Origin of the sequence: Photorhabdus luminescens subsp. luminescens, from assembly GCF_001083805.1 — a bacterium.
Classification (GTDB): Bacteria; Pseudomonadota; Gammaproteobacteria; order Enterobacterales; family Enterobacteriaceae; genus Photorhabdus; species Photorhabdus luminescens.
The window spans coordinates 242,732-267,681 of the sequence record NZ_JXSK01000002.1 but is presented as its reverse complement, the minus strand read 5'-3'; the positions used below and the strand labels follow the sequence as shown (position 1 = coordinate 267,681).

General features: G+C 44.6%; 22 protein-coding genes. 16 read left to right on the top strand and 6 right to left on the bottom strand.

Going from position 1 to position 24,950, the window contains the following annotated elements; translation table 11 throughout:
• The 13 genes from TI10_RS06065 to lpxC all read left to right on the top strand — a co-directional run bounded on the left by TI10_RS06065 (position 1) and on the right by lpxC (position 16,066).
• On the top strand, positions 1-1,767 hold the full coding sequence (locus TI10_RS06065) for a peptidoglycan glycosyltransferase FtsI (protein ID WP_049582396.1): 1,767 nt from the start codon (positions 1-3) through the stop codon (positions 1,765-1,767).
• On the top strand, positions 1,754-3,241 hold the full coding sequence (murE, locus tag TI10_RS06060) for a UDP-N-acetylmuramoyl-L-alanyl-D-glutamate--2,6-diaminopimelate ligase (RefSeq protein WP_049582394.1): 1,488 nt from the start codon (positions 1,754-1,756) through the stop codon (positions 3,239-3,241). The genes TI10_RS06065 and murE overlap by 14 nt, the downstream gene beginning before the upstream one ends.
• A complete protein-coding gene (gene murF, locus TI10_RS06055; RefSeq protein WP_049582393.1) occupies positions 3,238-4,617 on the top strand; it encodes a UDP-N-acetylmuramoyl-tripeptide--D-alanyl-D-alanine ligase in 1,380 nt (459 codons plus the stop codon). Before murE ends, murF begins: the two co-directional genes overlap by 4 nt.
• Complete coding sequence (mraY, locus tag TI10_RS06050; RefSeq protein WP_049582392.1) at positions 4,611-5,693, top strand: phospho-N-acetylmuramoyl-pentapeptide-transferase; 1,083 nt, start codon at positions 4,611-4,613, stop codon at positions 5,691-5,693. The genes murF and mraY overlap by 7 nt, the downstream gene beginning before the upstream one ends.
• 2 nt (positions 5,694-5,695) lie before the next feature.
• The gene (gene murD, locus TI10_RS06045; RefSeq protein WP_049582391.1) at positions 5,696-7,006 is read left to right on the top strand and encodes a UDP-N-acetylmuramoyl-L-alanine--D-glutamate ligase; all 1,311 of its coding nucleotides are present in this window, start codon (positions 5,696-5,698) and stop codon (positions 7,004-7,006) included.
• On the top strand, positions 7,006-8,199 hold the full coding sequence (gene ftsW / locus TI10_RS06040; protein WP_049582390.1) for a cell division protein FtsW: 1,194 nt from the start codon (positions 7,006-7,008) through the stop codon (positions 8,197-8,199). The genes murD and ftsW overlap by 1 nt, the downstream gene beginning before the upstream one ends.
• Positions 8,196-9,263 carry an undecaprenyldiphospho-muramoylpentapeptide beta-N-acetylglucosaminyltransferase gene (gene murG / locus TI10_RS06035; protein ID WP_049582389.1) on the top strand — a complete coding sequence of 356 codons (1,068 nt, stop codon included), beginning with the start codon at positions 8,196-8,198 and terminating at the stop codon, positions 9,261-9,263. Before ftsW ends, murG begins: the two co-directional genes overlap by 4 nt.
• 68 nt (positions 9,264-9,331) lie before the next feature.
• Positions 9,332-10,807: a UDP-N-acetylmuramate--L-alanine ligase gene (gene murC / locus TI10_RS06030; RefSeq protein ID WP_049582820.1), complete on the top strand. Its 1,476-nt coding sequence runs from the start codon at positions 9,332-9,334 to the stop codon at positions 10,805-10,807.
• A complete protein-coding gene (locus tag TI10_RS06025) occupies positions 10,800-11,720 on the top strand; it encodes a D-alanine--D-alanine ligase (RefSeq protein WP_049582388.1) in 921 nt (306 codons plus the stop codon). Before murC ends, TI10_RS06025 begins: the two co-directional genes overlap by 8 nt.
• Before the next feature lies 1 nt (position 11,721).
• Positions 11,722-12,528, top strand: a complete 807-nt coding sequence (gene ftsQ, locus TI10_RS06020; RefSeq protein WP_049582387.1) for a cell division protein FtsQ — start codon at positions 11,722-11,724, stop codon at positions 12,526-12,528.
• A 41-nt stretch (positions 12,529-12,569) separates the two neighbouring features.
• The gene (gene ftsA, locus TI10_RS06015) at positions 12,570-13,826 is read left to right on the top strand and encodes a cell division protein FtsA (protein ID WP_049582386.1); all 1,257 of its coding nucleotides are present in this window, start codon (positions 12,570-12,572) and stop codon (positions 13,824-13,826) included.
• 63 nt (positions 13,827-13,889) lie between these two features.
• Positions 13,890-15,050, top strand: a complete 1,161-nt coding sequence (ftsZ, locus tag TI10_RS06010) for a cell division protein FtsZ (protein ID WP_011147812.1) — start codon at positions 13,890-13,892, stop codon at positions 15,048-15,050.
• A gap of 98 nt (positions 15,051-15,148) precedes the next feature.
• Positions 15,149-16,066: a UDP-3-O-acyl-N-acetylglucosamine deacetylase gene (gene lpxC, locus TI10_RS06005; RefSeq protein WP_049582385.1), complete on the top strand. Its 918-nt coding sequence runs from the start codon at positions 15,149-15,151 to the stop codon at positions 16,064-16,066.
• 95 nt (positions 16,067-16,161) lie between these two features.
• Here the strand turns inward: lpxC and TI10_RS06000 are convergent, their stop codons facing one another.
• On the bottom strand, positions 16,162-16,680 hold the full coding sequence (locus TI10_RS06000) for a DUF721 domain-containing protein (protein ID WP_049582384.1): 519 nt from the start codon (positions 16,678-16,680) through the stop codon (positions 16,162-16,164).
• A 32-nt stretch (positions 16,681-16,712) separates the two neighbouring features.
• Here TI10_RS06000 and secM point away from each other — a divergent pair, with 32 nt between their 5' ends.
• The 3 genes from secM (at position 16,713) to mutT (ending at position 20,536) form a co-directional block, all read left to right on the top strand.
• The gene (gene secM, locus TI10_RS05995; RefSeq protein ID WP_049582383.1) at positions 16,713-17,237 is read left to right on the top strand and encodes a secA translation cis-regulator SecM; all 525 of its coding nucleotides are present in this window, start codon (positions 16,713-16,715) and stop codon (positions 17,235-17,237) included.
• 82 nt (positions 17,238-17,319) lie between these two features.
• A complete protein-coding gene (gene secA, locus TI10_RS05990; protein WP_049582382.1) occupies positions 17,320-20,031 on the top strand; it encodes a preprotein translocase subunit SecA in 2,712 nt (903 codons plus the stop codon).
• A gap of 112 nt (positions 20,032-20,143) precedes the next feature.
• A complete protein-coding gene (mutT, locus tag TI10_RS05985) occupies positions 20,144-20,536 on the top strand; it encodes an 8-oxo-dGTP diphosphatase MutT (protein ID WP_049582381.1) in 393 nt (130 codons plus the stop codon).
• Between the two features lie 37 nt (positions 20,537-20,573).
• Here mutT and yacG read toward each other — a convergent pair whose 3' ends face one another.
• From yacG to gspE, 5 genes are all read right to left on the bottom strand, one after another.
• The gene (yacG, locus tag TI10_RS05980; RefSeq protein ID WP_049582380.1) at positions 20,574-20,771 is read right to left on the bottom strand and encodes a DNA gyrase inhibitor YacG; all 198 of its coding nucleotides are present in this window, start codon (positions 20,769-20,771) and stop codon (positions 20,574-20,576) included.
• 30 nt (positions 20,772-20,801) lie between these two features.
• Positions 20,802-21,554 (bottom strand): cell division protein ZapD, encoded by a 753-nt coding sequence (gene zapD, locus TI10_RS05975; RefSeq protein WP_049582379.1) that lies wholly within the window; start codon positions 21,552-21,554, stop codon positions 20,802-20,804.
• Entirely contained in the window at positions 21,547-22,170 is a 624-nt protein-coding gene (gene coaE, locus TI10_RS05970; RefSeq protein ID WP_049582378.1) for a dephospho-CoA kinase, read from the bottom strand. Before coaE ends, zapD begins: the two co-directional genes overlap by 8 nt.
• A 91-nt stretch (positions 22,171-22,261) precedes the next feature.
• The gene (hofC, locus tag TI10_RS05965; RefSeq protein ID WP_049582377.1) at positions 22,262-23,461 is read right to left on the bottom strand and encodes a protein transport protein HofC; all 1,200 of its coding nucleotides are present in this window, start codon (positions 23,459-23,461) and stop codon (positions 22,262-22,264) included.
• Between the two features lie 2 nt (positions 23,462-23,463).
• Positions 23,464-24,906: a type II secretion system protein GspE gene (gspE, locus tag TI10_RS05960; protein WP_049582376.1), complete on the bottom strand. Its 1,443-nt coding sequence runs from the start codon at positions 24,904-24,906 to the stop codon at positions 23,464-23,466.
• Positions 24,907-24,950: the final 44 nt, after the last annotated feature.

The following is a 24,950-nucleotide window of genomic DNA, read 5'->3' as shown; positions in this document are numbered from 1 at the left end:
ATGAAAGCAGCACGCTCCGTGAAATTAAAACGCCAAGAAGATAAAGCCAGTTTTGTTAGCTGGCGTTTTGCTTTGTTGTGCGGGGGGATTGCCGTGGCTTTAATTGGCTTATTGCTGAGAGTGACTTATTTGCAGGTCATCAACCCGGATAAACTGGTTAAAGAAGGTGATTTACGTTCTCTGCGTGTGCAATCAATCCCTACCGCTCGCGGTATGATCAGTGACCGTATGGGGCGACCTCTGGCTGTCAGCGTTCCAGTCAATGCTGTTTGGGCAGATCCGAAAGAGGTATTTGAAAAAGGCGGAATTACGGATGATACTCGCTGGAAGGCTTTATCTGATGCCATTAATTTACCTCTTGAGCAACTTACCGACAAAGTTAGTACTAATCCGAAAGGCCGTTTTGTTTATTTAGCGCGTCAAGTTAACCCATCGGTTGGCGATTACATTCATAAACTGAAATTGCCGGGGATTTATTTGCGCCAGGAATCCCGGCGTTATTACCCGTCAGGTCAGGTAACGGCACATATTATTGGCGTGACCAACGTTGATGGTCAGGGTATTGAAGGTGTAGAAAAAAGTTTTGATCGTTGGCTGACGGGTCAACCGGGCGAGCGGACTGTACGTAAAGACCGCTTTGGCCGTGTTATCGAAGATATTTCATCTGTTGATAGTCTGGCGGCGCACAATTTGGTATTAAGTATTGATGAGCGTTTACAGGCGTTAGTTTACCGCGAATTAACCAATGCAGTGGCCTTTAACAAAGCAGAATCCGGTACGGCAGTATTGGTAGATGTTAATACCGGAGAAGTGCTGGCAATGGCGAACAGCCCATCTTATAACCCAAATAATCGCATCAATACGCCAAAAGAAGTGATGCGTAACCGAGCTATCACCGATATTTTCGAGCCAGGTTCCACGGTTAAGCCGATGGTGGTAATGGCTGCGCTCAATGATGGTATTATCAAAGAAAATACGGTTATTAATACAGTACCTTTTAGGATAAGCGGCAAAGAAATTAGAGATGTATCCCGTTATTCAGAATTATCTATCACTGGTATTTTGCAAAAATCGAGTAACGTCGGTGTTTCTAAACTAGCGTTAGCAATGCCCGCGACAGAATTGGTGGATGTTTATTCACGCTTTGGGTTAGGAAAGGCGACCAATCTGGGGTTGGTTGGAGAAAGCAGCGGCTTATATCCAATCGGAAAACAACGGTGGTCAGATCTTGAGAGAGCGACCTTTTCTTACGGTTATGGGCTGATGGTAACACCATTACAGTTAGCGCGGGTTTATGCAACGATTGGTAGCTTGGGTATTTATCGTCCTCTGTCAATTACCAAAGTTGATCCGCCTGTGCCAGGCACAAGAGTATTTCCTGAGCCTATCATGCGAACAGTCGTTCATATGATGGAAAGTGTGGCTTTGCCTGGCGGTGGCGGAGTGCGGGCTGCGATAAAAGGTTATCGGATTGCAATCAAGACGGGTACAGCTAAGAAAGTTGGGCCGGATGGTAAATACGCTAATCGATATATTTCTTACGCCGCAGGTGTTGCCCCTGCAAGTAACCCAAGATTTGCACTGGTTGTGGTCATTAATGATCCACTGACAGGTAAGTATTACGGTGGTGTGGTTTCTGCGCCGGTATTTGGTGCCATTATGGGGGGTGCTCTACGCATCATGAATGTGGAGCCAGATGCTTTGGCGGCAGGTGATAAAAACGAATTTGTGATTAATAAGAAAGAGGATACAGGTGGCAGATCGTAATCTACGCGATTTACTCGCGCCATTGGGTATTGATGCCCCAGTGCGTGAGTTACGCGAAATGACATTGGACAGCCGTAAATCGTCTGCCGGAGATCTGTTTGTTGCGATTAAAGGGCACCAGACAGATGGTCGACACTACATTCCTCAAGCCATAGCACAGGGGGTTGCGGCGGTTATTGCAGAAGCCCAGGGCGAGGCTGATAACGGAACCGTACAAATTATGCATGGTGTTCCGGTTGTTTATGTGAACGATTTGAATAATAAGTTGTCACAGTTAACTGGTGAGTTTTACTGTCACCCTGGTGATAAATTGCGCTTGATTGGTGTAACCGGAACCAATGGTAAAACAACCACAACTCAATTACTTGCTCAGTGGAGCCACGGATTAGGTGAAACCAGTGCGGTGATGGGAACTGTTGGTAATGGTTTACTGGGGCGTGTGGCGCCAAGTGAAAATACCACAGGCTCTGCCGTTGATATCCAACTGGATTTGCAACAACTTATTCAGCAAGGGGCGACTTTTGCAGCAATGGAAGTCTCTTCTCATGGGCTGGTCCAGGGGCGTGTGGCTGCGTTGCCGTTTGAGGCGGCAGTGTTTACCAATTTGAGCCGTGACCATCTTGATTATCACGGTGATATGGAACACTACGAAGCAGCTAAATGGCTGCTATTTTCCACTCATAATGTGAAGCAACAAATCATTAATGCTGATGATGAGATTGGATTGAAATGGTTATCCCATTTACCACAAGCGGTTGCTGTAACGATGGAAAATCGTCTGCCGGAAAATTGGCAGGGCCGTTGGTTGGCGGCGCATGAAATAAAGTATCACGATAAAGGGGTATCTATCGCCTTCGAGTCCAGTTGGGGAGGCGGTACAATTGATAGTTCGCTAATGGGGGCATTTAATGTCAGTAACCTATTGTTGGCGCTTTCCACCCTATTAGCTCTGGATTATCCGCTGGAAAAACTGCTTGAAACAGCTTCCTGCCTGGAACCTGTCTGTGGGCGAATGGAAGTATTTACTGCGCCGGGCAAACCCGTTGTCGTTGTTGATTATGCTCACACGCCTGATGCGCTGGAAAAGGCTTTAATGGCTGCACGTTTGCATTGTCAAGGTAAGCTTTGGTGTGTTTTTGGTTGTGGCGGTGATCGTGATAAAGGTAAACGTCCATTGATGGGGGGCGTTGCAGAACAGTGGGCCGATTATGTGATTGTGACTGATGATAATCCGCGCAATGAAGAGCCACAGGCAATTGTTGCTGATATTCTGACGGGTTTTCTTGATCCGGGCAGGGCGATAGCGATTCATGGCCGTGTTGAGGCGGTAACCAACGCTATTATGCAGGCAAAAGCAGATGATGTTGTATTGATAGCGGGTAAAGGCCATGAAGATTATCAATTGGTCGGCCATCGTCGTCTGGATTACTCGGACCGGTTAACTGTTGCTCGGTTATTGAGGGTGATTGCATGATTTCCCTCACTTTGCAACAACTGGCGCAAGTAACGAATGGCGTATTGAATCAGGTGACTGAACAGCAGGCAGCAAATATTTGTATCAGTGATGTGACTACTGACAGCCGTCAGGTTGGAAATGGCAGTCTGTTTATTGCCTTGAAAGGTGAGCGTTTTGATGCTCATGATTTTTTTGCTGATGCAGTAAAAGCCGGTGCCGGTGCTTTGCTTGTCAGCCGTGTGTTGGATGTTAACTTTCCACAGGTCGTGGTTAAAGATACTCGTTTAGCAATGGGTAAATTAGCGGGTTGGGTTCGCCAGCAGAGTAACGCTCGTGTCATTGCGTTGACGGGGTCGTCCGGCAAAACATCGGTGAAAGAGATGACTGCGGCGATTTTGCGCCAGTGTGGTAGCACCCTCTATACCGCGGGTAACCTGAATAATGATATTGGCGTACCGCTGACATTGTTCAGACTGACAGAACAACATGAGTTTGCTGTGGTTGAATTAGGTGCAAGTCATGTTGGTGAAATCGCTTATACCGTAGAAATGGTTCGGCCAGAAACGGCATTAATCAATAACCTGTTTGCCGCGCACTTAGCGGATTTTGGTTCTCTCGCGAGCATTGCAAAAGCTAAGGGCGAAATTTTTACCGGCCTTCCAGAAAAAGGTACGGCCATTATCAATGTGGAAAGTAATGATTGGGATCACTGGCAACAAGTGATTGGTGACAAAACAGTACAGCGTTTTTCCATGCAACAAGCATCAGGGGCTGATTTTTACGCCACGGATATTCAGGTTAAACAACTGACGACGGATTTTTGCCTGCACACGCCAATTGGTAGCTCAGAAATCAACTTGCCGTTGCCTGGGAAACACAATGTCGCCAATGCGTTAGCTGCTAGTGTGTTGGCAATTTCTGTTGGTGCAACTTTACAAGATATTCGTCTGGGTTTGTCGGAGCTGAAAGCGGTACCAGGGCGATTGTTTCCAATCAATCTGGCAGAGGGAAAATTGCTGCTTGATGACACGTATAACGCCAATGTCGGTTCAATGACCGTTGCTGTTCAGGTGTTATCACAGATGCCGGGTTACCGAGTGTTGATTGTTGGCGATATAGGGGCATTGGGTGAACAGTCAGAAGATTACCATCGTCAGATTGGTGAAACCGCGGCTTCTTGCGGTATCGATAGCGTGTTCAGTGTGGGTAAATTAAGCATTCATGTTAGTGAGGCAAGTGGCTGTGGTCAGCATTTTGCGGATAAAGCCGCATTGATCGCAACATTGATTCCACTATTACAGCAACACAAAGTCATTTCAGTGCTAGTTAAAGGTTCGCGCAATACCAAAATGGAAGATGTTGTTCACGCATTACAGGAGAGCTTCACATGTTAGTTTGGCTGGCCGAATATTTGGTCAAATATCACACTGGCTTTCACGTCTTTTCTTACTTGACGTTTAGGGCTATCGTCAGCCTGCTGACTGCTCTGGCTATCGCATTGTGGATGGGGCCGCGCATGATCGCCTTCCTGCAAAAATTACAAATTGGGCAGGTTGTTCGCAACGATGGGCCGGAATCTCACTTTAGCAAACGTGGTACGCCGACGATGGGTGGTTTGCTGATCTTACTTTCAATTACGATTTCTACACTGTTGTGGGTTCGATTGAATAACCCTTATGTTTGGTGCGTGCTGATTGTGCTGATTGGTTACGGCATTGTTGGTTTTGTAGATGATTACCGCAAAGTTGTGCGCAAAGATACTAAGGGGTTGATTGCCCGCTGGAAGTATTTCTGGCAGTCCGTCTTGGCATTGGGTGTGGCGTTTGCCATGTATAGCATCGGTAAAGATACGCCGGCAACGCAATTGGTCGTGCCATTCTTTAAAGATGTGATGCCGCAACTGGGTGTGCTTTACATTCTGTTGACCTACTTTGTGATTGTCGGAACCAGTAATGCAGTGAATCTGACGGACGGATTGGATGGTTTGGCAATTATGCCAACCGTTTTTGTTGCAGCGGGTTTTGCTTTGGTGGCATGGGCAACAGGTAACGTCAATTTTGCTAACTATCTGCATATCCCTTATCTGAGCCATGCTGGAGAGCTGGTTATCGTCTGTACTGCGATTGTAGGCGCGGGGTTAGGCTTCTTATGGTTTAACACTTACCCGGCTCAGGTTTTCATGGGGGATGTCGGTTCTTTGGCATTAGGCGGCGCGCTGGGAACGATTGCGGTGTTGTTACGCCAGGAGTTTCTACTGGTGATTATGGGCGGTGTATTTGTGGTAGAAACCCTGTCAGTTATTTTACAGGTGGGTTCTTTTAAGCTGCGCGGGCAGCGTATTTTCCGTATGGCGCCTATTCACCATCACTATGAGTTGAAAGGCTGGCCAGAACCGCGCGTTATTGTGCGTTTTTGGATTATTTCTCTGATGCTAGTGCTGATTGGCCTGGCAACATTGAAGGTACGTTAATCATGGCGGATTATCTGGGTAAAAAAGTTGTCATTATCGGGTTGGGGCTGACAGGTTTCTCCTGTGTTGACTTTTTTATGGCACGAGGCGTGATCCCGCGTGTGATGGATACTCGTGCGGCGCCACCCGGCAAGGATAAACTGCCCGATGGTGTTGAGTGTCACAATGGAAGCCTGAATACTGGTTGGTTGATGGATGCTGACTTGATTGTTGTCAGCCCAGGCGTTGCTTTGGCAACGGCGGAATTGCAGGCTGCGGCTAATGCAGGTATCGAAATTGTTGGTGATATTGAGTTGTTTTGCCGTGAAGCAACAGCTCCGATAGTCGCCATTACAGGCTCTAATGGTAAAAGTACTGTTACCAGTCTTGTCGGTGAAATGGCGAAAGCGGCTAATTGGCAGGTGGGTGTTGGCGGTAATATTGGCCTGCCTGCATTAGAATTGTTGAAGAAATCTTGTCAGCTTTATGTCTTAGAACTCTCCAGTTTCCAGTTGGAAACCACATATAGCCTGAGCGCAACAGCCGCCGTTGTACTTAATGTGACTGAGGACCATATGGATCGCTATCCTCAGGGAGTATCTCAGTACCGGGCGGCTAAACTGAGGATTTATCGCCAGGCGAAAAGATGCATTGTGAACGCTCAAGATCCCCTGACACGGCCTGAAATGGGTATGGATAGTCGTTGTGTGAGCTTTGGCGTCGATTGTGGCGACTACCAGCTTGATAGTGAAAATGCCTGTTTGAAAATTCACAACCAATCACTATTGGCGACAAATGAAATTAAGTTGACTGGACGGCATAACTACATCAATGGATTGGTTGCATTGGCTTTAGCTGATGCGGTTGGTATTCCTCGTGAAGCCAGTTTGACAGCATTGACGGTTTATCCGGGGCTTGACCATCGTTTCCAGCTTGTTCATCTGAACAACGGAGTGCGTTGGATTAACGATTCTAAGGCAACCAATGTTGGCAGTACGGTGGCGGCGCTTAATGGTCTAAACCTGGAAGGCATACTTTATTTGCTGTTAGGTGGTGATGGTAAGTCGGCAGACTTTTCTCCGCTCAAGCCTCTCCTTTGTGGGGATAAAATTCGGCTTTATTGCTTTGGTCGGGATGGGAAACGACTGACGCAACTACGCCCGGAAATAGCGACATTGACTGAAACTATGGAACAGGCGATACGTGATATTGCTCCACGGCTGGCGGCGGGTGACATGGTGCTGTTATCTCCTGCTTGTGCGAGCCTTGATCAATTCCGCAATTTTGAACAGCGTGGTCATGAGTTTGTCCGTTTGGCAGAGGAGTTGGGCTGATGTCGATTCCGGGATTCAGTAGATTAAAAGACTGGGTTATTGGCGGCCGTGAAACTGATGCCGCCAATATGGTGTTGTATGATCGCACACTGGTTTGGCTGACACTCGGATTGGGAATTATCGGCTTTGTTATGGTGACATCAGCATCAATGCCGGTTGGGCAGCGTCTTGCAGAAGATCCGTTTTTGTTTGCTAAGCGTGATGCGATTTATCTCTTGCTGGCTTTCGGGGTGTCATTGATCACACTGCGTATTCCGATGGATTTCTGGCAACGTTATAGCAACCTGATGCTGCTTATTTCCGTTATTTTGTTGTTGGTTGTCCTGGTGGTGGGAAATTCAGTAAATGGCGCATCGCGTTGGATTGCCATTGGGCCTTTAAGAATTCAACCGGCTGAGTTATCGAAACTTTCTCTATTTTGTTATCTCGCCAGCTATTTGGTGCGCAAAGTAGAGGAAGTGCGGAATAACTTTTGGGGGTTCTGTAAGCCAATGGGCGTGATGGTCGTGCTAGCGGTATTACTTCTGGCTCAACCTGACTTAGGAACGGTGGTTGTACTGTTTGTAACAACGTTGGCAATGCTATTTCTGGCCGGGGCGAAGTTATGGCAATTTCTGGCGATTATTGGTTCGGGGGTATTCGCGGTGGTTTTGTTAATCATTGCGGAACCTTACCGTATACGCCGTGTGACTTCCTTTTTGGATCCTTGGGAAGATCCATATGGTAAAGGTTATCAATTAACGCAATCTTTGATGGCTTTTGGTCGTGGGGAATTTTTAGGGCAAGGACTAGGAAATTCAGTGCAGAAACTGGAATACCTGCCGGAAGCGCATACTGACTTTATTTTCTCTGTTTTGGCAGAAGAATTAGGTTACGTAGGTGTGGTTTTGGTGTTGTTAATGATATTCTTCGTCGCTTTTCGCGCAATGACGATAGGTCGTCGCGCATTACAGATGGATCAGCGTTTTTCGGGTTTTCTCGCTTGTTCGGTGGGTATCTGGTTCAGTTTCCAGGCTCTGGTTAACGTTGGGGCCGCCGCAGGTATGTTACCGACTAAAGGTTTGACTTTACCTTTGATTAGTTACGGTGGTTCAAGTTTGCTGATTATGTCGACAGCTATCGTATTGTTATTAAGAATTGATTTTGAAACACGCTTGGCAAAAGCTCAGGCGTTTGTAAGGAGCCCCCGATGAGTGGCAAAACCCGGCGTTTGATGGTGATGGCTGGTGGAACCGGAGGACATGTCTTCCCAGGGCTGGCTGTCGCTCATCATTTAAAAGACCAAGGCTGGGACGTTCTCTGGTTGGGAACAGCGGATCGTATGGAAGCCGATTTAGTACCGAAACATGGCATTGACATTGAATTTATTCAGATTTCTGGTCTGCGAGGTAAAGGGATCAAAGCATTGTTAGCTGCCCCGGTCCGAATTTTCAAAGCAATTCGTCAGGCAAAGGCGATTATACGTCGCTATCAGCCAGATGTCGTGCTTGGCATGGGAGGATATGTTTCTGGTCCCGGCGGTATTGCTGCATGGATGTGCGGTATTCCGGTTGTATTGCATGAACAGAATGGTATTGCCGGCCTGACAAACCGGTGGCTGGCTAAAATTGCTACAACTGTTTTACAAGCATTTCCTGGCGCATTTCCAAAAGCGCCCGTTGTTGGCAACCCTGTCCGCGAAGATGTGTTGGCGCTGCCTATACCTAAACAGCGTTTAACAGGGCGTGAAGGTCCGATTCGGGTTCTGGTTGTTGGCGGCAGTCAGGGGGCGAGAATTCTTAACCAGACAATGCCTGAAATTGCTGCCCGTATGGGTGATAAAATTACGCTTTGGCATCAGACAGGCAAAGGGGCGAAAGAAAGTGTTCAGAATGCCTACAACAACTCAGTTAAATGTGAACATAAGATTACTGAATTTATTGACGATATGGCACAAGCTTATGCTTGGGCTGATGTGGTGATTTGTCGTTCTGGCGCGTTGACGGTTAGTGAAGTGTCTGCTGCGGGATTACCTGGGATTTTTGTGCCATTTCAGCATAAAGATCGTCAGCAATACTGGAATGCGTTACCTCTAGAAAAGGTTGGCGCAGCAAAAATACTGGAGCAACCACAATTTACGGTTGATGCAGTCATCGAATTGTTAACTCAGTGGCAACGGCCGCAATTGTTGGAAATGGCGGAAAAAGCCCGTTCAGCAGCAATTGTTGATGCAACTGAGCGAGTATCGGCGGCATTAATCGATGCGGCGAAAAAATGATTTAGACCGTCTTAAAAGGGGCGGTGAAGCAAACATATGAAGCAACCATATATAGTGAAGAAAAAAACGTGAATACACAGCAACTGGCGAAATTAAGAGCTTTCGTGCCTGAGATGAGAAAAGTCAGGCATATCCACTTTGTTGGCATTGGAGGTGCTGGCATGGGTGGGATCGCCGAAGTGTTGGCTAATGAAGGTTATCAAATTAGTGGATCTGATTTGGCGCCAAACCCGGTAACTCGGCAACTGACTAAGTTAGGTGCTCAGATTTATTTTAACCATCGTCCTGAAAATATACTGGATGCCAGTGTTGTTGTGGCTTCAAGCGCAATCCTGGCGGATAACCCGGAAATTGTTGCTGCTCGTGAGGCCCGAATTCCGGTTATTCGCCGAGCAGAGATGTTGGCAGAATTAATGCGCTACCGTCATGGTATTGCTATTGCCGGGACTCACGGTAAAACAACCACAACGGCGATGATTTCTAGCATCTATGCACAGGCTGGTTTAGATCCCACTTTTGTTAATGGTGGTTTAGTTAAAGCAGCAGGAACACATGCTCGTCTTGGCAGTAGCCGTTATTTAATTGCGGAAGCTGACGAAAGTGATGCCTCTTTCTTGCATTTGCAGCCGATGGTGGCGGTCGTTACGAATATCGAAGCAGACCATATGGATACCTATCATGGTGACTTCGAAAACCTGAAACAGACGTTTATTAACTTCTTGCACAACTTACCTTTCTATGGGCGTGCAGTTATGTGCATTGATGATCCGGTTGTCAAAGAGTTAATCCCTCGTGTGGGGCGCTATATCACGACCTATGGTTTTAGTGAAGAAGCAGATGTCCGTATTACCCATTATGAGCAAAAGGGCGCTCAGGGATATTTTACTGTCAGCCGTCAAGATATGGCGGATCTGAAAGTCATATTGAATGCGCCGGGTCGCCATAATGCGCTGAATGCAGCGGCGGCAGTAGCCGTTGCCACTGAGGAAGGGATTTCTGGCAGTGATATTTTGGCTGCGTTGGCTAGTTTTCAGGGAACTGGTCGCCGTTTTGATTTTTTGGGCAATTTTTCTCTGGAACACGTTAACGGCAAAGGCGGCAGTGCAATGTTGGTTGATGATTATGGCCATCATCCAACGGAAGTGGATGCAACGATTAAAGCCGCTCGTGCTGGCTGGCCGGATAAACGTATTGTGATGATATTTCAACCTCATCGTTATACCCGAACCCGTGATTTGTACGATGACTTTGCCAATGTATTGAATCAGGTAGATGTATTACTGATGTTGGATGTTTACTCTGCGGGTGAAGCGGTTATTCCGGGGGCGGATAGTCGTTCGTTATGCCGTACTATCCGTAGCCGCGGTAAGTTAGATCCGATTTTAGTATCTGATCCAGCAAAGGTAACCACTGCGTTGTCACAGGTGCTGGATGGTAATGATTTAGTTCTGGTTCAAGGGGCCGGCAATATAGGCAAAATAGCGCGTAACCTGGCTGAAACAAAATTACAGCCATCTTTGAATGAGGAAAAACGCAATGGCTGAGAAAGTCGCGGTACTGTTGGGGGGAACTTCCGCTGAGCGTGAAGTTTCTCTGTTATCGGGACACGCCGTGTTGGCTGGATTGAGAGAAGCAGGTATTGACGCACATCCAGTTGATACAAAAGATTTTTCTGTAACTCAACTTAAAGAGGCCGGATTTGAGAAAGTCTTTATCGCGCTTCATGGGCGTGGTGGGGAAGATGGTACTTTGCAAGGTGTATTAGAGTTTTTGCAGTTACCCTATACCGGTAGTGGCGTGATGGCCTGTGCACTGTCAATGGACAAATTGCGCACAAAACAGTTATGGCAAGGGATTGGATTGACTGTTTCGCCATATGTTGCAATGAATTCTCAGCAATTTGAACGATTGACGGATTTTCAACTCCAAGAATATGTAGCAGATTTAGGTCTGCCATTAATTGTTAAGCCAAGTCTGGAAGGTTCCAGTGTTGGTATGACTAAGGTTAATGAAATTTCGGAGTTGCGTGGGGCATTAGAGATAGCGTTTCGTTATGACGTTGATTTGCTGATAGAAAAATGGTTGTACGGCCCGGAATACACGGTAGCCATCCTTGGTGATACGGCTTTACCTTCTATTCGTATTCAACCCGCTGCTATTTTTTATGACTATGAGGCAAAATATCTGTCTGAAGAAACACAGTATTTTTGTCCAAGCGGATTAAGTGATGAAAAAGAGCGGCAATTGGTAGAGCTGGCGCTTAAAGCTTATCAATCAGTGGGATGTAGTGGTTGGGGACGGGTAGATGTCATGATGGATACTGATGGTGGTTTCTATCTGTTGGAAGTGAATACATCGCCAGGGATGACCAGTCACAGCTTGGTGCCGATGGCTGCGCGTCAGGCTGGATTAAGTTTTTCACAGTTAGTGGCGAAGATTTTGGAGTTGGCTGATTGATATGTCTCAAGCGGCCCTGAAAGTAAGGGGGCGGGATAATAAAAATAGCAGTTCCCGTCCTAGTAACGGCTCTTACCTGGCAGGGCTTATTTTCTTCCTGATGGTAATTGGGACCATTATTTGGGGAGGTTGGGCAGTCCTTAACTGGATGAAAGATGCTAACAGATTGCCGATTTCAAAACTGGTGGTAACGGGTGAGCGTCACTACACGACCAACGATGATATCCGACAGGCAATTTTGTCATTAGGGCAACCGGGAACTTTCATGACGCAGGATGTGAATATCATTCAGCAACAAATTGAACGGATGCCGTGGATAAGGCAAGTCACTGTCCGTAAACAGTGGCCTGATGAACTGAGAATTCATCTGGTAGAATATGTCCCTTATGTGCGTTGGAATGAAACACAGATGCTGGATGCCGAAGGTCAAGTATTCAGCGTTCCGCCTGAATGGGGAGCTAAAGGGTATTTCCCGATGCTTTATGGCCCACAAGGCAGTGAAAAAGAAGTACTTGATGGTTACCGAGCTATGGCTAAACTTCTGGCTGCCAATAAACTGAAATTAAAAGCGGCGGCAATGACTGCGCGTCGTTCCTGGCAACTGACGTTGGATAATGGTGTCCAGCTAAAGCTGGGAAGAATGGATACAACAGGCCGTATTAAACGTTTTATCGAGCTTTATCCGCTGTTACAGCAGAACACAGAGAAAAGGATAGATTACGTGGATTTGCGCTATGACAGTGGCGCCGCGGTAGGTTGGGCGCCTTTACCAATTGGTGATCCTAATGTTCCGGCCAAAGGGCAATAAACAATTACTGGCAATAATTATATGAGGCAGGCAGAACAACGATGATCAAATCGACGGACAGAAAATTAGTAGTTGGCCTAGAGATTGGCACAGCAAAGGTATCTGCCCTTGTTGGTGAAATTCTGCCCGATGGTATGGTTAATATTATCGGGGTGGGAAGCTGTCCATCCCGCGGTATGGATAAAGGCGGTGTAAACGACCTGGAGTCGGTTGTTAAATGTGTACAGCGGGCTATCGATCAGGCTGAATTAATGGCAGATTGTCAAATTTCCTCTGTTTATCTGGCGTTATCTGGAAAACACATCAGTTGTCAGAATGAAATCGGGATGGTTCCTATTTCCGAAGAGGAAGTCACTCAGGAAGATGTAGACAATGTTGTTCATACTGCCAAATCGGTTCGTGTACGTGATGAATACCGAATACTGCATGTTATTCCGCAAGAATATGCTATCGATTATCAGGAAGGCATTAAAAATCCGGTAGGGCTTTCTGGGGTGCGCATGCAGGCGAAAGTTCACTTGATTACTTGTCATAATGATATGGCGAAAAATATTGCAAAAGCCGTTGAACGCTGTGGTTTAAAAGTCGACCAGCTTATTTTTTCCGGGTTGGCTGCCAGCTATGCTGTTTTGACCGAAGACGAGCGTGAATTGGGCGTTTGCGTGGTAGATATTGGCGGCGGGACGATGGATATTGCGGTGTATACCGGCGGAGCGCTGCGTCATACCAAAGTTATCCCTTATGCGGGCAACGTTGTCACCAGTGATATTGCTTATGCCTTTGGTACGCCGCCAAGCGATGCAGAAACAATAAAGGTACGCCACGGTTGTGCGCTAGGTTCGCTAGTCAGCAAAGATGAAAGTGTGGAGGTACCAAGTGTCGGTGGACGTCCACCACGTAGCTTACAACGTCAGACGTTGGCTGAGGTCATTGAGCCGCGTTACATCGAATTACTGAATTTAGTGAATGATGAAATCTTGCGATTGCAGGAACAGTTACGCCAGCAGGGGGTTAAACACCATTTGGCTGCGGGTATTGTCTTGACTGGCGGCGGTGCTCAGATTGATGGCTTGGCTGAATGTGCTCAGCGTGTGTTCCACGCTCAGGTGCGTATTGGTCAACCTCTTAATATTACTGGTCTGACGGACTATGCGCAGGAACCCTATTATTCAACAGCAGTGGGGTTGCTGCATTACGGGAAAGCCTCTCACCTTAATGGTGATGCGGATATTGAAAAACATGCTTCAGTGAGTCGCTGGTTTAAGAGAGTCAGTAGCTGGCTGAAAAAAGAGTTTTAATTTTATACAGAGGCTGCATCTTCTTTAGCCTCGATATAAAGGCACAAAGCGGAGAGAAACTATATGTTTGAACCAATAGAATTAACCAATGACGCGGTGATTAAGGTCATCGGCGTCGGCGGTGGCGGCGGTAACGCTGTTGAGCACATGGTGCGTGAACGCATCGAAGGTGTTGAATTCTTTGCAGTAAACACGGATGCTCAGGCATTGCGTAAAACGGCTGTCGGCCAGACTATCCAAATTGGTAATGGTATTACCAAAGGTTTGGGCGCTGGGGCAAACCCGGAAGTGGGTCGTACTGCTGCTCAAGAAGATCGGGATGCATTGCGCACCGCGCTTGATGGTGCGGATATGGTATTTATCGCTGCCGGTATGGGTGGTGGTACTGGTACTGGCGCAGCGCCTGTGGTAGCTGAAATTGCAAAAGAGCTTGGGATTTTGACAGTTGCTGTGGTGACTAAGCCTTTCAATTTCGAAGGTAAGAAACGTATGGCGTTTGCCGAACAAGGGATCACTGAATTATCCAAGCATGTAGATTCATTGATTACTATCCCTAACGACAAACTGTTGAAAGTGCTTGGTCGCGGCATTTCATTACTGGATGCTTTCGGCGCAGCTAATGACGTTTTAAAAGGTGCGGTTCAGGGTATTGCTGAACTGATCACGCGTCCAGGTCTGATGAATGTTGACTTTGCTGACGTGCGTACCGTGATGTCCGAAATGGGCTACGCTATGATGGGTTCTGGTATTGCACAGGGTGAAGATCGTGCAGAAGAGGCCGCTGAGATGGCGATTTCTAGTCCGTTACTGGAAGATATCGACTTGTCAGGCGCTCGTGGTGTTTTGGTTAACATTACGGCTGGCTTTGATCTGCGTTTGGATGAGTTCGAAACAGTGGGTAACACGATCCGCGCATTTGCGTCTGATAACGCAACCGTCGTGATCGGTACCTCTCTGGATCCAGACATGAACGATGAGTTGCGTGTGACAGTGGTTGCCACCGGTATTGGTATGGATAAACGTCCTGAAATTACGCTGGTTACCAATAAGTCTTCTCAGTCAAGTGTAATGGAACACCGTCATCAGCAAATGTCCGGCGGTATGTCTTCATTGTCTGAAGAAAATAAACCAGCAGCGAAAGTGGTGAATGACCAAAGCGTACAAACTAGCAAGGAGCCTGATTATTTGGATATTCCTGCATTTTTGCGTAAACAAGCCGATTAATAGCTAAAAAATTGGATTCTCCGCTTTTTGTGCTAAACTTGCCCGCCAACCATAGTGTATAGTGGTTGGCAGGATGGATAACATTGCGAGATAAAACGATGATCAAACAAAGGACACTTAAACGTATTGTTCAGGCGACTGGCGTTGGTTTACACACCGGTAAAAAAGTCACGCTAACAATGCGCCCAGCACCGGCTAATACCGGGGTCATCTATCGCCGCACTGACTTGAATCCACCGGTTGATTTTCCGGCAGATGCAAAATCCGTGCGTGATACTATGCTCTGTACTTGCCTGGTAAATGAGCATGACGTGCGAATCTCAACGGTTGAGCATTTGAATGCAGCGCTTGCGGGGTTAGGTATCGATAATATTATTATCGACGTTGACGCGCCAGAAATTCCTATTATGGATGGTAGCGCCAGCCCGTTTGTTTTCCTGCTGTTGGATGCGGGCATTGAAGAGCTGAACGTAGCTAAAAAATTCCTGCGTATTAAGGAAACTGTACGTGTGGAAGAGGGTGATAAGTGGGCAGAGATGACACCTTATAATGGTTTCAGTCTGGATTTCACTATTGATTTTAATCACCCTGCAATTGATTCAAGCTCTCAACGTTACTGCATGGATTTCTCGGCAGAAGCGTTTGTTCGTCAAATCAGTCGTGCACGTACATTTGGCTTTATGCGTGATATTGAGTACTTACAATCTAAAGGCTTATGTTTAGGCGGCAGCTTTGATTGTGCGATTGTTGTTGATGACTATCGTGTGCTTAATGAAGATGGTTTGCGTTTTGAAGACGAATTTGTCCGCCATAAAATGCTGGATGCAATTGGTGATCTGTTTATGTGTGGCTATAACATCATTGGCGCATTTACGGCGTTCAAATCTGGTCATGCGTTGAACAATAAACTATTGCAGGCAGTTCTGGCGCAAGAAAGCGCATGGGAACTTATCACTTTCGAAGATGAAGCTGAAATGCCATTGGCTTTTCTTGCTCCATCAACTGTAATGGCGTAACTCTCTGATGTGCTGAGAATAATTCAATGATGTATCAGTGGGTTATGTTATCAGTGGTTTTGTTCTCGCTGATGTTTTTTACTCAGCGTTAGCGCTTATTTTTTAGCTGTACTGGCACTCTCTCCGGCCAGTGCAGCTAATCGCTCTAATCTTTCCTTCAGCTTTTTTGGACTACGGTTCGCTAGCACTATTAATTCTTTCGCACTCTCTTGACTTAACTGACGCGTCGGTAACGTTTTGTGATCATTGCTCATCGTTTTTGCGAAGCTTTGCGCACTATTGCCATGCTTAATCATAAGTGATGGGTTAATCCTGATGTCGATAGATGACAATGATGGTAGAATTTCGCTTCTTAGTGCAGAGAGCAGTATTGGCAGCTCGTAACGTAATCTGGTCATCCAACTGGCGTTTCCTGCTTCCAGTACCAGAATTTGTTTGCGATAATTAGCGACCCGGCACCAAGGATGTAATTGTGCGGGAAGCAAGCTAATAACGGCACGGTTAAGTTTTAACAAAGCGACGGCACGTTGCTGGATAACATGAAGCGGGCTTTTCTCAACGGCAGCGGCGTCTTCAAAAAGAACATCTAATGATTGTGGGCGGCTATCGCGCATAATAAAAGTAGCTCCGGTATGATGAAGGATTAATGGGTATTCTAAATCTTTGGCGACAATTTGGCAGACGTTATTTCTGGTCACATCTATTATTAGGGGTGGTTGCGGCAAGTATTGGCGTTCCTGCCATTGCAGCGGGTGTTACCGATAATATTTCACAAGCGAATACCTCGCCTAGCCAAAGTTGGCAAAATCAGGCTTTATCAGCTTTTGATAATCTATTCTCATTGCAGAATGTTCAACACCAGCCTGCTAATGGCATTAATTACTGGCAACAACATGCTGTACGTAATGTGATCAGGCAGCTTTCTTTTATTTTTTCTATTTCCCAACCTGTGAGCGATGAAACAGCAAAACAAAGTATCCGGTTAAGTTCTTCCAGTATTCAGCAGCTTGTGCTAGAAACCCTGAATGCACTATTAACTCAGGAACCTAAACCACCTGAACCCGTTTCAGATATACCGTTCCTGAATGTTTCATCACAATCTTCTTATACTCCGACGTTTTGGATTGCTAAAGCCCAAGGTATCCGTGCAGGTCCTACTGCCTACCTCTGAATCTTCGTTTTTTTACAAATTCCGAAATAAATAACTATTTGCTGGCTGCGAGATAACGGCCTTATCTGAGATGTAATTAACTATGCTGATTAAATTATTAACAAAGGTTTTTGGTAGTCGTAATGACCGTACACTGCGTCGTATGCGTAAAGTTGTTGATGTGATCAACCGCATGGAGCCAGAGTTTGAGAAATTGTCTGATGACGAATTGAAGGGTAAAACAGCCGAATTTCGTGCCCGTTTGGAAAAGGGGGAATCGCTGGAAAATTTGTTACCTGAAGCATTTGCAACAGTACGTGAAGCAAGTAAGCGCGTATTTGCTATGCGCCATTTCGACGTTCAGTTACTGGGGGGAATGGTTCTAAATGAACGTTGTATTGCTGAAATGCGTACTGGTGAAGGTAAGACATTGACAGCGACTTTGCCGGCTTATTTGAATGCATTAACTGGGCGTGGCGTTCACGTAGTCACAGTGAATGATTATCTGGCGCAACGCGACGCTGAAAATAACCGCCCATTGTTTGAATTTCTGGGATTGAGTGTTGGTATTAACCTGCCAGGTATGCCGGCACCGGTTAAACGCCAGGCATATGCTGCGGATATTACCTATGGTACTAATAACGAATATGGTTTTGACTATCTTCGTGACAACATGGCATTTAGTCCGGAAGAGCGTGTTCAGCGCAAACTACATTATGCGCTAGTGGATGAAGTTGACTCCATTCTGATTGATGAAGCGCGGACGCCGTTGATTATCTCTGGTCCCGCTGAAGATAGTTCCGAACTTTATATCAAAGTCAATAAGTTGATCCCTAAATTGATTCGTCAGGAAAAAGACGATTCAGAGACTTTCCAGGGAGAAGGCCACTTTTCAGTTGATGAAAAGTCCCGTCAGGTTAACTTGACGGAACGTGGTTTGGTTTTGATTGAACAATTGCTGGCGGAAGCCAAATTGATGGAAGAGGGTGAATCCCTATATTCACCAACCAATATCATGTTAATGCACCATGTTACCGCTGCGTTACGTGCCCATGCGCTGTTTACTCGTGATGTTGATTATATTGTGAAAGATGGTGAAGTCATTATTGTTGATGAGCATACTGGCCGTACCATGCAGGGGCGTCGCTGGTCTGATGGATTGCATCAGGCTGTTGAGGCTAAAGAAGGTGTAGAAATTCAGAATGAGAACCAGACCCTGGCCTCTATCACTTTCCAAAACTACTTCCGGTTGTATGAAAAACTGGCGGGTATGACTGGTACAGCAGATACCGAAGCATTTGAGTTTAGCTCTATTTATAAGCTCGATACCATTGTGGTGCCGACAAACCGTCCAATGATTCGTAATGATTTGCCGGATTTGGTTTATATGACCGAAGCTGAAAAAATTGAAGCTATTATTGAAGATATCCGCGAACGTACCGATAAAGGGCAGCCTATATTGGTGGGAACTATTTCTATTGAAAAATCTGAACTGGTTTCCCGTGAACTGACTAAAGCGGGTATTGAGCACAACGTACTTAACGCCAAATTTCATGCAATGGAAGCGGATATTATTGCTCAGGCTGGTCAAGTAAGCGCGGTAACCATTGCGACTAACATGGCTGGTCGTGGTACGGATATTGTGCTAGGAGGTAGTTGGCAGGCAGAAATTGCTAAACTGGCAGAGCCAACAGAAGCTCAGATTGAAGAGATTAAAGCTGCATGGCAGGAACGTCATGATAGGGTTCTGGCCGCAGGTGGTTTGCATATTATCGGTACGGAACGTCATGAATCTCGTCGTATTGATAATCAGTTACGTGGGCGCTCTGGTCGTCAAGGGGATGCGGGATCGTCCCGTTTCTATTTATCAATGGAAGACTCGCTGATGCGTATTTTTGCCTCTGATCGTGTCACAGGCATGATGCGTAAATTGGGTATGAAACCGGGTGAGGCGATTGAACATCCGTGGGTGACTAAAGCCATTGCCAATGCTCAACGTAAAGTAGAGAGCCGTAACTTCGATATACGTAAGCAATTGCTAGAATACGATGATGTTGCTAACGATCAGCGCCGCGCTATTTATGCTCAGCGTAACGATTTGCTGGATGTGAGAGATGTTAGTGAAACCATTGGTAGCATTCGTGAAGATGTATTTAAAGCAACCATTGATGCTTATATTCCCCCTCAATCTCTGGAAGAGATGTGGGATGTGGAAGGTTTGCAGCAACGTTTAGCGGCTGATTTCGATTTAGAGCTGCCGATCAAAGAGTGGTTGGACAAAGAGCCTGAACTACATGAAGAGACGTTGCGTGAGCGTATCCTTGAACAGGCTGTTGAAGTCTATAAACGTAAAGAAGAGATTGTCGGCGTTGAAATGATGCGTAACTTCGAAAAAGGTATCATGTTGCAGACTCTGGATATGTTGTGGAAAGAGCATCTGGCAGCAATGGATTACCTACGTCAGGGTATCCATCTACGTGGTTATGCTCAGAAAGATCCAAAACAGGAATATAAACGTGAATCTTTCGCTATGTTTGCCAACATGCTGGAATCGCTGAAATATGAAGTGATTAGTACATTAGGCAAAGTTCAAGTGAGATTGCCGGAAGAAGTCGAGGCATTGGAGCAACAGCGTCGGGCAGAAGCTGAACGCTTGGCAAGGCAACAGCAATTAAGCCATGAAGTTGAAAAAGGCGCATTGATGTCTACAACAGAAGCTCAGATTGCTAGTGGAGCTCGTAAAGTAGGTCGTAATGATCCTTGTCCTTGTGGATCGGGTAAAAAATATAAACATTGCCACGGGCGTTTGCAGTAATGATAAAAAGGCGGGAAACCGCCTTTTTACTGTTAGTTTCAAGTGAGTAATGTTGGATATAACATTTGGTTGTTGAGCGATCAAAAAGAATAGATGAAGAAGTAAGAGTAATATGGAAAAGAAACACCTACATATAGCCGCTGGAATTATTAGAAATACACAACATGAAATTTTTATTACTCAGCGCCATGCTGATGCCCATATGGGTGGTTTTTGGGAATTCCCAGGCGGGAAAGTTGAGAAAGAGGAAACACCTGAACAGGCTTTAATACGTGAATTACAGGAAGAAATTGGTATTACTGTTACTCATTATGAGCTGGTAAAAACGGTTGAACATGATTTTCCTGACAGGTTGATTACCCTGTATTTCTTCTTGGTGGATGGATGGGAAAATGAACCTTTTGGTAAAGAGGGACAACTTTCTCGGTGGGTATTACAGAAAGATTTAATTGCTGATGAATTCCCGCCAGCTAATCGCAGCATTGTTGCATTACTTACCGCTTGAGTTGTCAATAGCCGCATTATAATAACGCGGCTATTTATTATTGCTCAGGCTGTTCACTCCAATCGTCGCTATCGGAATTTTCACTTTGGCTTGGTATCCGTTTCTCTTCATTTGCCCACTGGCCTAAGTCAATTAATTGACAGCGTTTACTGCAAAATGGGCGATATGGGCTTATTTCTCCCCAAACCACAGTCTTACCACATGTTGGACATTCAATCGTAAGTAATTCAGACATAATAATTTTCCTGATAATTAGTTCGTAATATTAACAGCATGCTAATTCAAATGGTAAATGAGCTGGCACGGAGCCTTTTTCACTATCTAATGGTAAAAAACGAATAGCAAACCGGGTCTTATGACCGGAAATTTGGGGAAACAATAAAGGTGTTAATGGCAAACGTAATCTTAGTAAATCCGCGCCTTCTGCCGTATTTTGATGAAAACCGTTTTTACTGATTTCTGAACGAAAAATAGCAGATTGACGGATGAGTTCTAAAATACTTTCTAGGGCTTGTTGGAGAGGTAGCAAACTATCAATCCAGAATGTGACCATTTTATCTCTTTCTGATTGTGGCAAATGAAGCCATAGATGCAAGGTGGGTAGATCAAAACCACAACAACCACTTGGAATACTGAGACGCTGACGCACCATACTGATAATTTTATCTTCTTTCAGGGACTGTCCCAATCGTGGTGCTTTACTTAATGCAATAGCTCGCTCTTTCAATTTTAATCTGAAACTGTTGACGATATTAATATCAACATCGGGTATTTCAGCCCATTGTTTTAATTTTGCTTGTTGGCGTTCTAATTCTTTTAGCAATTCTGAACGTACTTCCCCCCGTTCTAGCACTTCAAGTAGCTCAGTCACTGTGCGGAAAAAGGCGAGGCTGCTTGCCAGTGAGTTTAAATGGCGCTGACTGGTGAGTTGTTGCAGAGAAGATTCAATTCTCAACCATGCCCGCATTTTCTCATTCAATGGGTGTTCAAAAATGATTGTAGAAGTTGTGTCACTCATCATGATTATCCTGTCTGGCTGAACCAGCTAATCTTAAATATTGTTGATGTAGTTCGGCAACACGAGGAGCAATTGCCTGTACATTATCATGATTTGAGATAATGTCATCGGCATAAGCCAGCCTCTCGCTACGGGATGCCTGGGCAGCCAAAATATTTTCAACCTGTTGGTTGCTAATACCATCACGGGTGGCTACCCGGCGGATTTGTAATTCAGGTGAAACGTCAACGACGAGAATCCGATCTGCCAGATGTCCCAAATTATTTTCGACTAATAATGGAATAACCCAAATAACATAAGGTGCAATAGTCTGTTTTAATTGCCGTTGGGTTTCTTGATGTATTAGAGGGTGAAGAAGTTGATTAACCCACTGTTTCTCTTGTTTGTTTGTGAATATTTTCTGGCGTAACAGTGCTCGGTTAAGGCTGCCGTCGGGTGTCAATATGTCATGACCAAAGTGTTCTGTGATGGCTTGTAGAGCCGGCGTTCCAGGAGCAACGACTTCTCTGGCAATAATATCTGCATCGACAAGAGGAACACCAAGAGCTGCAAAAGCATTGGCGATTGTGGTTTTACCGCTGCCAATCCCACCTGTGAGTGCAATAATATAAGTCATCCTATCCCTTAATATTACTTGATACTATTTTGGGATTGTAACCGAAAGGAGGCAGATGACCTAGAGACAAAGCTATGGAATTATTTTTACTTTAGGTAAGTATCGTACCTAGCTGAAAAATGGGTAAATACATTGCGAGCAATAGTGTACCGACGATAATCGCTATTATGACTATAAGTATTGGTTCTAGTAACTGGGTCATATTATCAGAAATTTCCAATGCTTGTTGTTGGTACCAGTTAGCGAGATTTCCTAATAACAGTTCCAGATTGCCAGATTCTTCGCCAACACTGACAAACTGTTGACACAGAGCCGGAAAACAAGATTGTTGTTTCAGTGTTTCGCTCATTGGTATCCCTTGATTAATTTGAACTCGTAAGAATTTAGTCGCTTGCAGAAATGCCGGATGATTTATTGATGCAATAGCACTATCTAACCCTGCGGTGAGTGTCAAGCCGGCTTTTTGTGTCATAAACAGGATATGGAAAAGTTGTCCTAATTGCTGGCAACTAATTAATTTTGCAATAACGGGTAAACGTAACATTAGATTTTTTTCACGAGTGATCCATATTGTATGGCGTTGACGTAATTGTAGGTAAAATAGAAGCAATATAATTAATCCAATAACACCATAGCTACCATATTGAATTAGCCAGTTGGAAGTTATTAATAAACTGCGGGTGAGCAGGGGAAGTTGTGCGTCAAATGAATGATAAATATGTTCAAATTCAGGTAAAACAAAAATAAGCATCAATAAAATAATAATGCCGGCAACGACGGTAATAATCAGAGGGTAACGTAATGCTTTCGCTATTTTCTTCTGTAATTTATCTTGCTGCTCCTGTTGTTTAACCAATAATTGACAGCATATTTCTAATTGTCCAGTTAATTCACCAACAGTAATAAGTTGACAAAATAAAGGCGGAAATAAAAAAGGATAATTTTTTAATGAGGAGGAAAATGATTCTCCACGGGTAATTTTCTTGCTAATATCTAATAATACACAGTGCCATAGTGGATGACCACATTCGCGAATAAGAATGTTGAGGCAATTTAATAATGGCATTCCTGATGATAATAGTGTCGCCAATTGACGGATAAAATTCAGACGATAAGCAACTTGTTGTTGATGATAAAATATCAATTTTTCACATTTTATATTATAAGGTTGCAATCCAGAATGAATAAGTTGCTGATATAAAGATTTTCGATTATCACATAGTGATTTTCCTTTTGATATTTCGCCTTTGTTATTCACTGCTTGCCAATTATAAAGATAATGAATTTTCATTATTACTCCTGACCTGTAACTTGATAAATTTCTTCTAATGTAGTGATGCCTTGTTCCACTAATAAAATACCAGATGAAAGTAAAGTTTCTTTTCTTTGAGATATAATGATTTTTTGTGCATTTTGAGAGTTCTGTTCTGATAATATTTGTTGAATATCATCTGTTATTTCTAAAAACTCATAAATGGCTGTTCGGCCATAATAACCGGAAAAACAGTGCTCGCAACCAACGGCCAGCCATTGCTTAATAAAGAGAGAATTATTTTCGGTGTTAATAATAATTTCTTCTGTTTGTTGTTTACGACAATGAAGACATAATTTTCTAACAAGCCGTTGGGCGATAATTAATTTGATACAAGAAGCAGCCATATAACCTGAAATACCCAGATTTTGTAGGCGGGATAATGTATCTATGGTTGAATTAGTGTGCAATGTAGAAAGAACCAGATGACCTGTTTGTGCCGCTTTTACTGAAATTTCGGCTGTTTCGCTATCACGTATTTCTCCCACCATAATGACATCAGGATCTTGGCGTAGCAGCGCCCGTAATACTTTGGCAAAATTGAGGTCAATTTTGCTGTTAGTTTGTGTCTGGTTAACGCCGTTTAATGGGATCTCTACTGGGTCTTCTACACTGCAAATATTCTTTTTATTCTGATTCAGATGTTGTAAACAGCTATATAAAGTCACGGTTTTTCCGCTACCTGTCGGGCCAGTGACTAAAATCATTCCTTGTGGTAATGCGAGTTTTTGTCGAAGCTGATTTAATAATGGATCAGGAATACCTAGTTGATTTAGCGACAATTGTTGCATTGTATTTAATATCCTCAGTACAACTTTTTCTCCATGTATTGTCGGCAAAGTTGCCATACGGATAGCATAATTGTGTCGGGTATCAGACCAATCAAATTGTCCATCTTGAGGTAGCCGTTTTTCAGCAATATTCAATTTCGCCATTATTTTAAGGCGCGCGGCAATGCTTGCGCTCATTTGAGAAGATGGCGAAGACAAGGGGTGTAATGCGCCATCAACCCGGATACGAATACGATAACCTTGTTGGAATGGTTCAAAATGAATATCGGATGCACGTCGTTGAATTGCAGTTAATAAAGTTTGATTAATAAGTTGAATAACGGGCGCATCATTTTCATCTGTATTGGTATCAGCTATAAGTGGTAATAACGCGGATTCTTCCTCTGGTACACGACTCAGCGAAGTATTTTGATGTAATATTGATTCTATCCTTGCCAGTGGCCAAATTTCCACATTAACGATACTCCCAGAAATAAAGCGTAATGCTGATAATAAATCATCATTAGGCAATTCGCTGCTGGCGATTGTTATCGTATTATCATCTTTTTTTATTACAACAGATTGGTGGCGTTGACAAATATCATGGATTTCTCTTTCCATCAATGTGTTTTCTGCTGTTGAAAGTGAGTTCATCGTTGCTTCCTGTATAAATATATATTGATATAACTGTTATCTTT

Excerpts from the sequence above, each read along its gene's own strand:
- ftsW (WP_049582390.1), top strand. The coding sequence starts at position 7,006 with ATGTCGATTCCGGGATTCAGTAGATTAAAAGACTGGGTTATTGGCGGC.
- zapD (WP_049582379.1), bottom strand. The coding sequence starts at position 21,554 with ATGAGTGACACAACTTCTACAATCATTTTTGAACACCCATTGAATGAG.
- mraY (WP_049582392.1), top strand. The coding sequence starts at position 4,611 with ATGTTAGTTTGGCTGGCCGAATATTTGGTCAAATATCACACTGGCTTT.
- yacG (WP_049582380.1), bottom strand. The coding sequence starts at position 20,771 with ATGTCTGAATTACTTACGATTGAATGTCCAACATGTGGTAAGACTGTG.
- murD (WP_049582391.1), top strand. The coding sequence starts at position 5,696 with ATGGCGGATTATCTGGGTAAAAAAGTTGTCATTATCGGGTTGGGGCTG.
- hofC (WP_049582377.1), bottom strand. The coding sequence starts at position 23,461 with ATGAAAATTCATTATCTTTATAATTGGCAAGCAGTGAATAACAAAGGC.
- secM (WP_049582383.1), top strand. The coding sequence starts at position 16,713 with ATGGGTATTCTAAATCTTTGGCGACAATTTGGCAGACGTTATTTCTGG.
- ftsA (WP_049582386.1), top strand. The coding sequence starts at position 12,570 with ATGATCAAATCGACGGACAGAAAATTAGTAGTTGGCCTAGAGATTGGC.
- murF (WP_049582393.1), top strand. The coding sequence starts at position 3,238 with ATGATTTCCCTCACTTTGCAACAACTGGCGCAAGTAACGAATGGCGTA.
- murG (WP_049582389.1), top strand. The coding sequence starts at position 8,196 with ATGAGTGGCAAAACCCGGCGTTTGATGGTGATGGCTGGTGGAACCGGA.
- gspE (WP_049582376.1), bottom strand. The coding sequence starts at position 24,906 with ATGAACTCACTTTCAACAGCAGAAAACACATTGATGGAAAGAGAAATC.
- coaE (WP_049582378.1), bottom strand. The coding sequence starts at position 22,170 with ATGACTTATATTATTGCACTCACAGGTGGGATTGGCAGCGGTAAAACC.
- ftsZ (WP_011147812.1), top strand. The coding sequence starts at position 13,890 with ATGTTTGAACCAATAGAATTAACCAATGACGCGGTGATTAAGGTCATC.
- TI10_RS06025 (WP_049582388.1), top strand. The coding sequence starts at position 10,800 with ATGGCTGAGAAAGTCGCGGTACTGTTGGGGGGAACTTCCGCTGAGCGT.
- mutT (WP_049582381.1), top strand. The coding sequence starts at position 20,144 with ATGGAAAAGAAACACCTACATATAGCCGCTGGAATTATTAGAAATACA.
- lpxC (WP_049582385.1), top strand. The coding sequence starts at position 15,149 with ATGATCAAACAAAGGACACTTAAACGTATTGTTCAGGCGACTGGCGTT.
- TI10_RS06065 (WP_049582396.1), top strand. The coding sequence starts at position 1 with ATGAAAGCAGCACGCTCCGTGAAATTAAAACGCCAAGAAGATAAAGCC.
- ftsQ (WP_049582387.1), top strand. The coding sequence starts at position 11,722 with ATGTCTCAAGCGGCCCTGAAAGTAAGGGGGCGGGATAATAAAAATAGC.
- TI10_RS06000 (WP_049582384.1), bottom strand. The coding sequence starts at position 16,680 with ATGCGCGATAGCCGCCCACAATCATTAGATGTTCTTTTTGAAGACGCC.
- secA (WP_049582382.1), top strand. The coding sequence starts at position 17,320 with ATGCTGATTAAATTATTAACAAAGGTTTTTGGTAGTCGTAATGACCGT.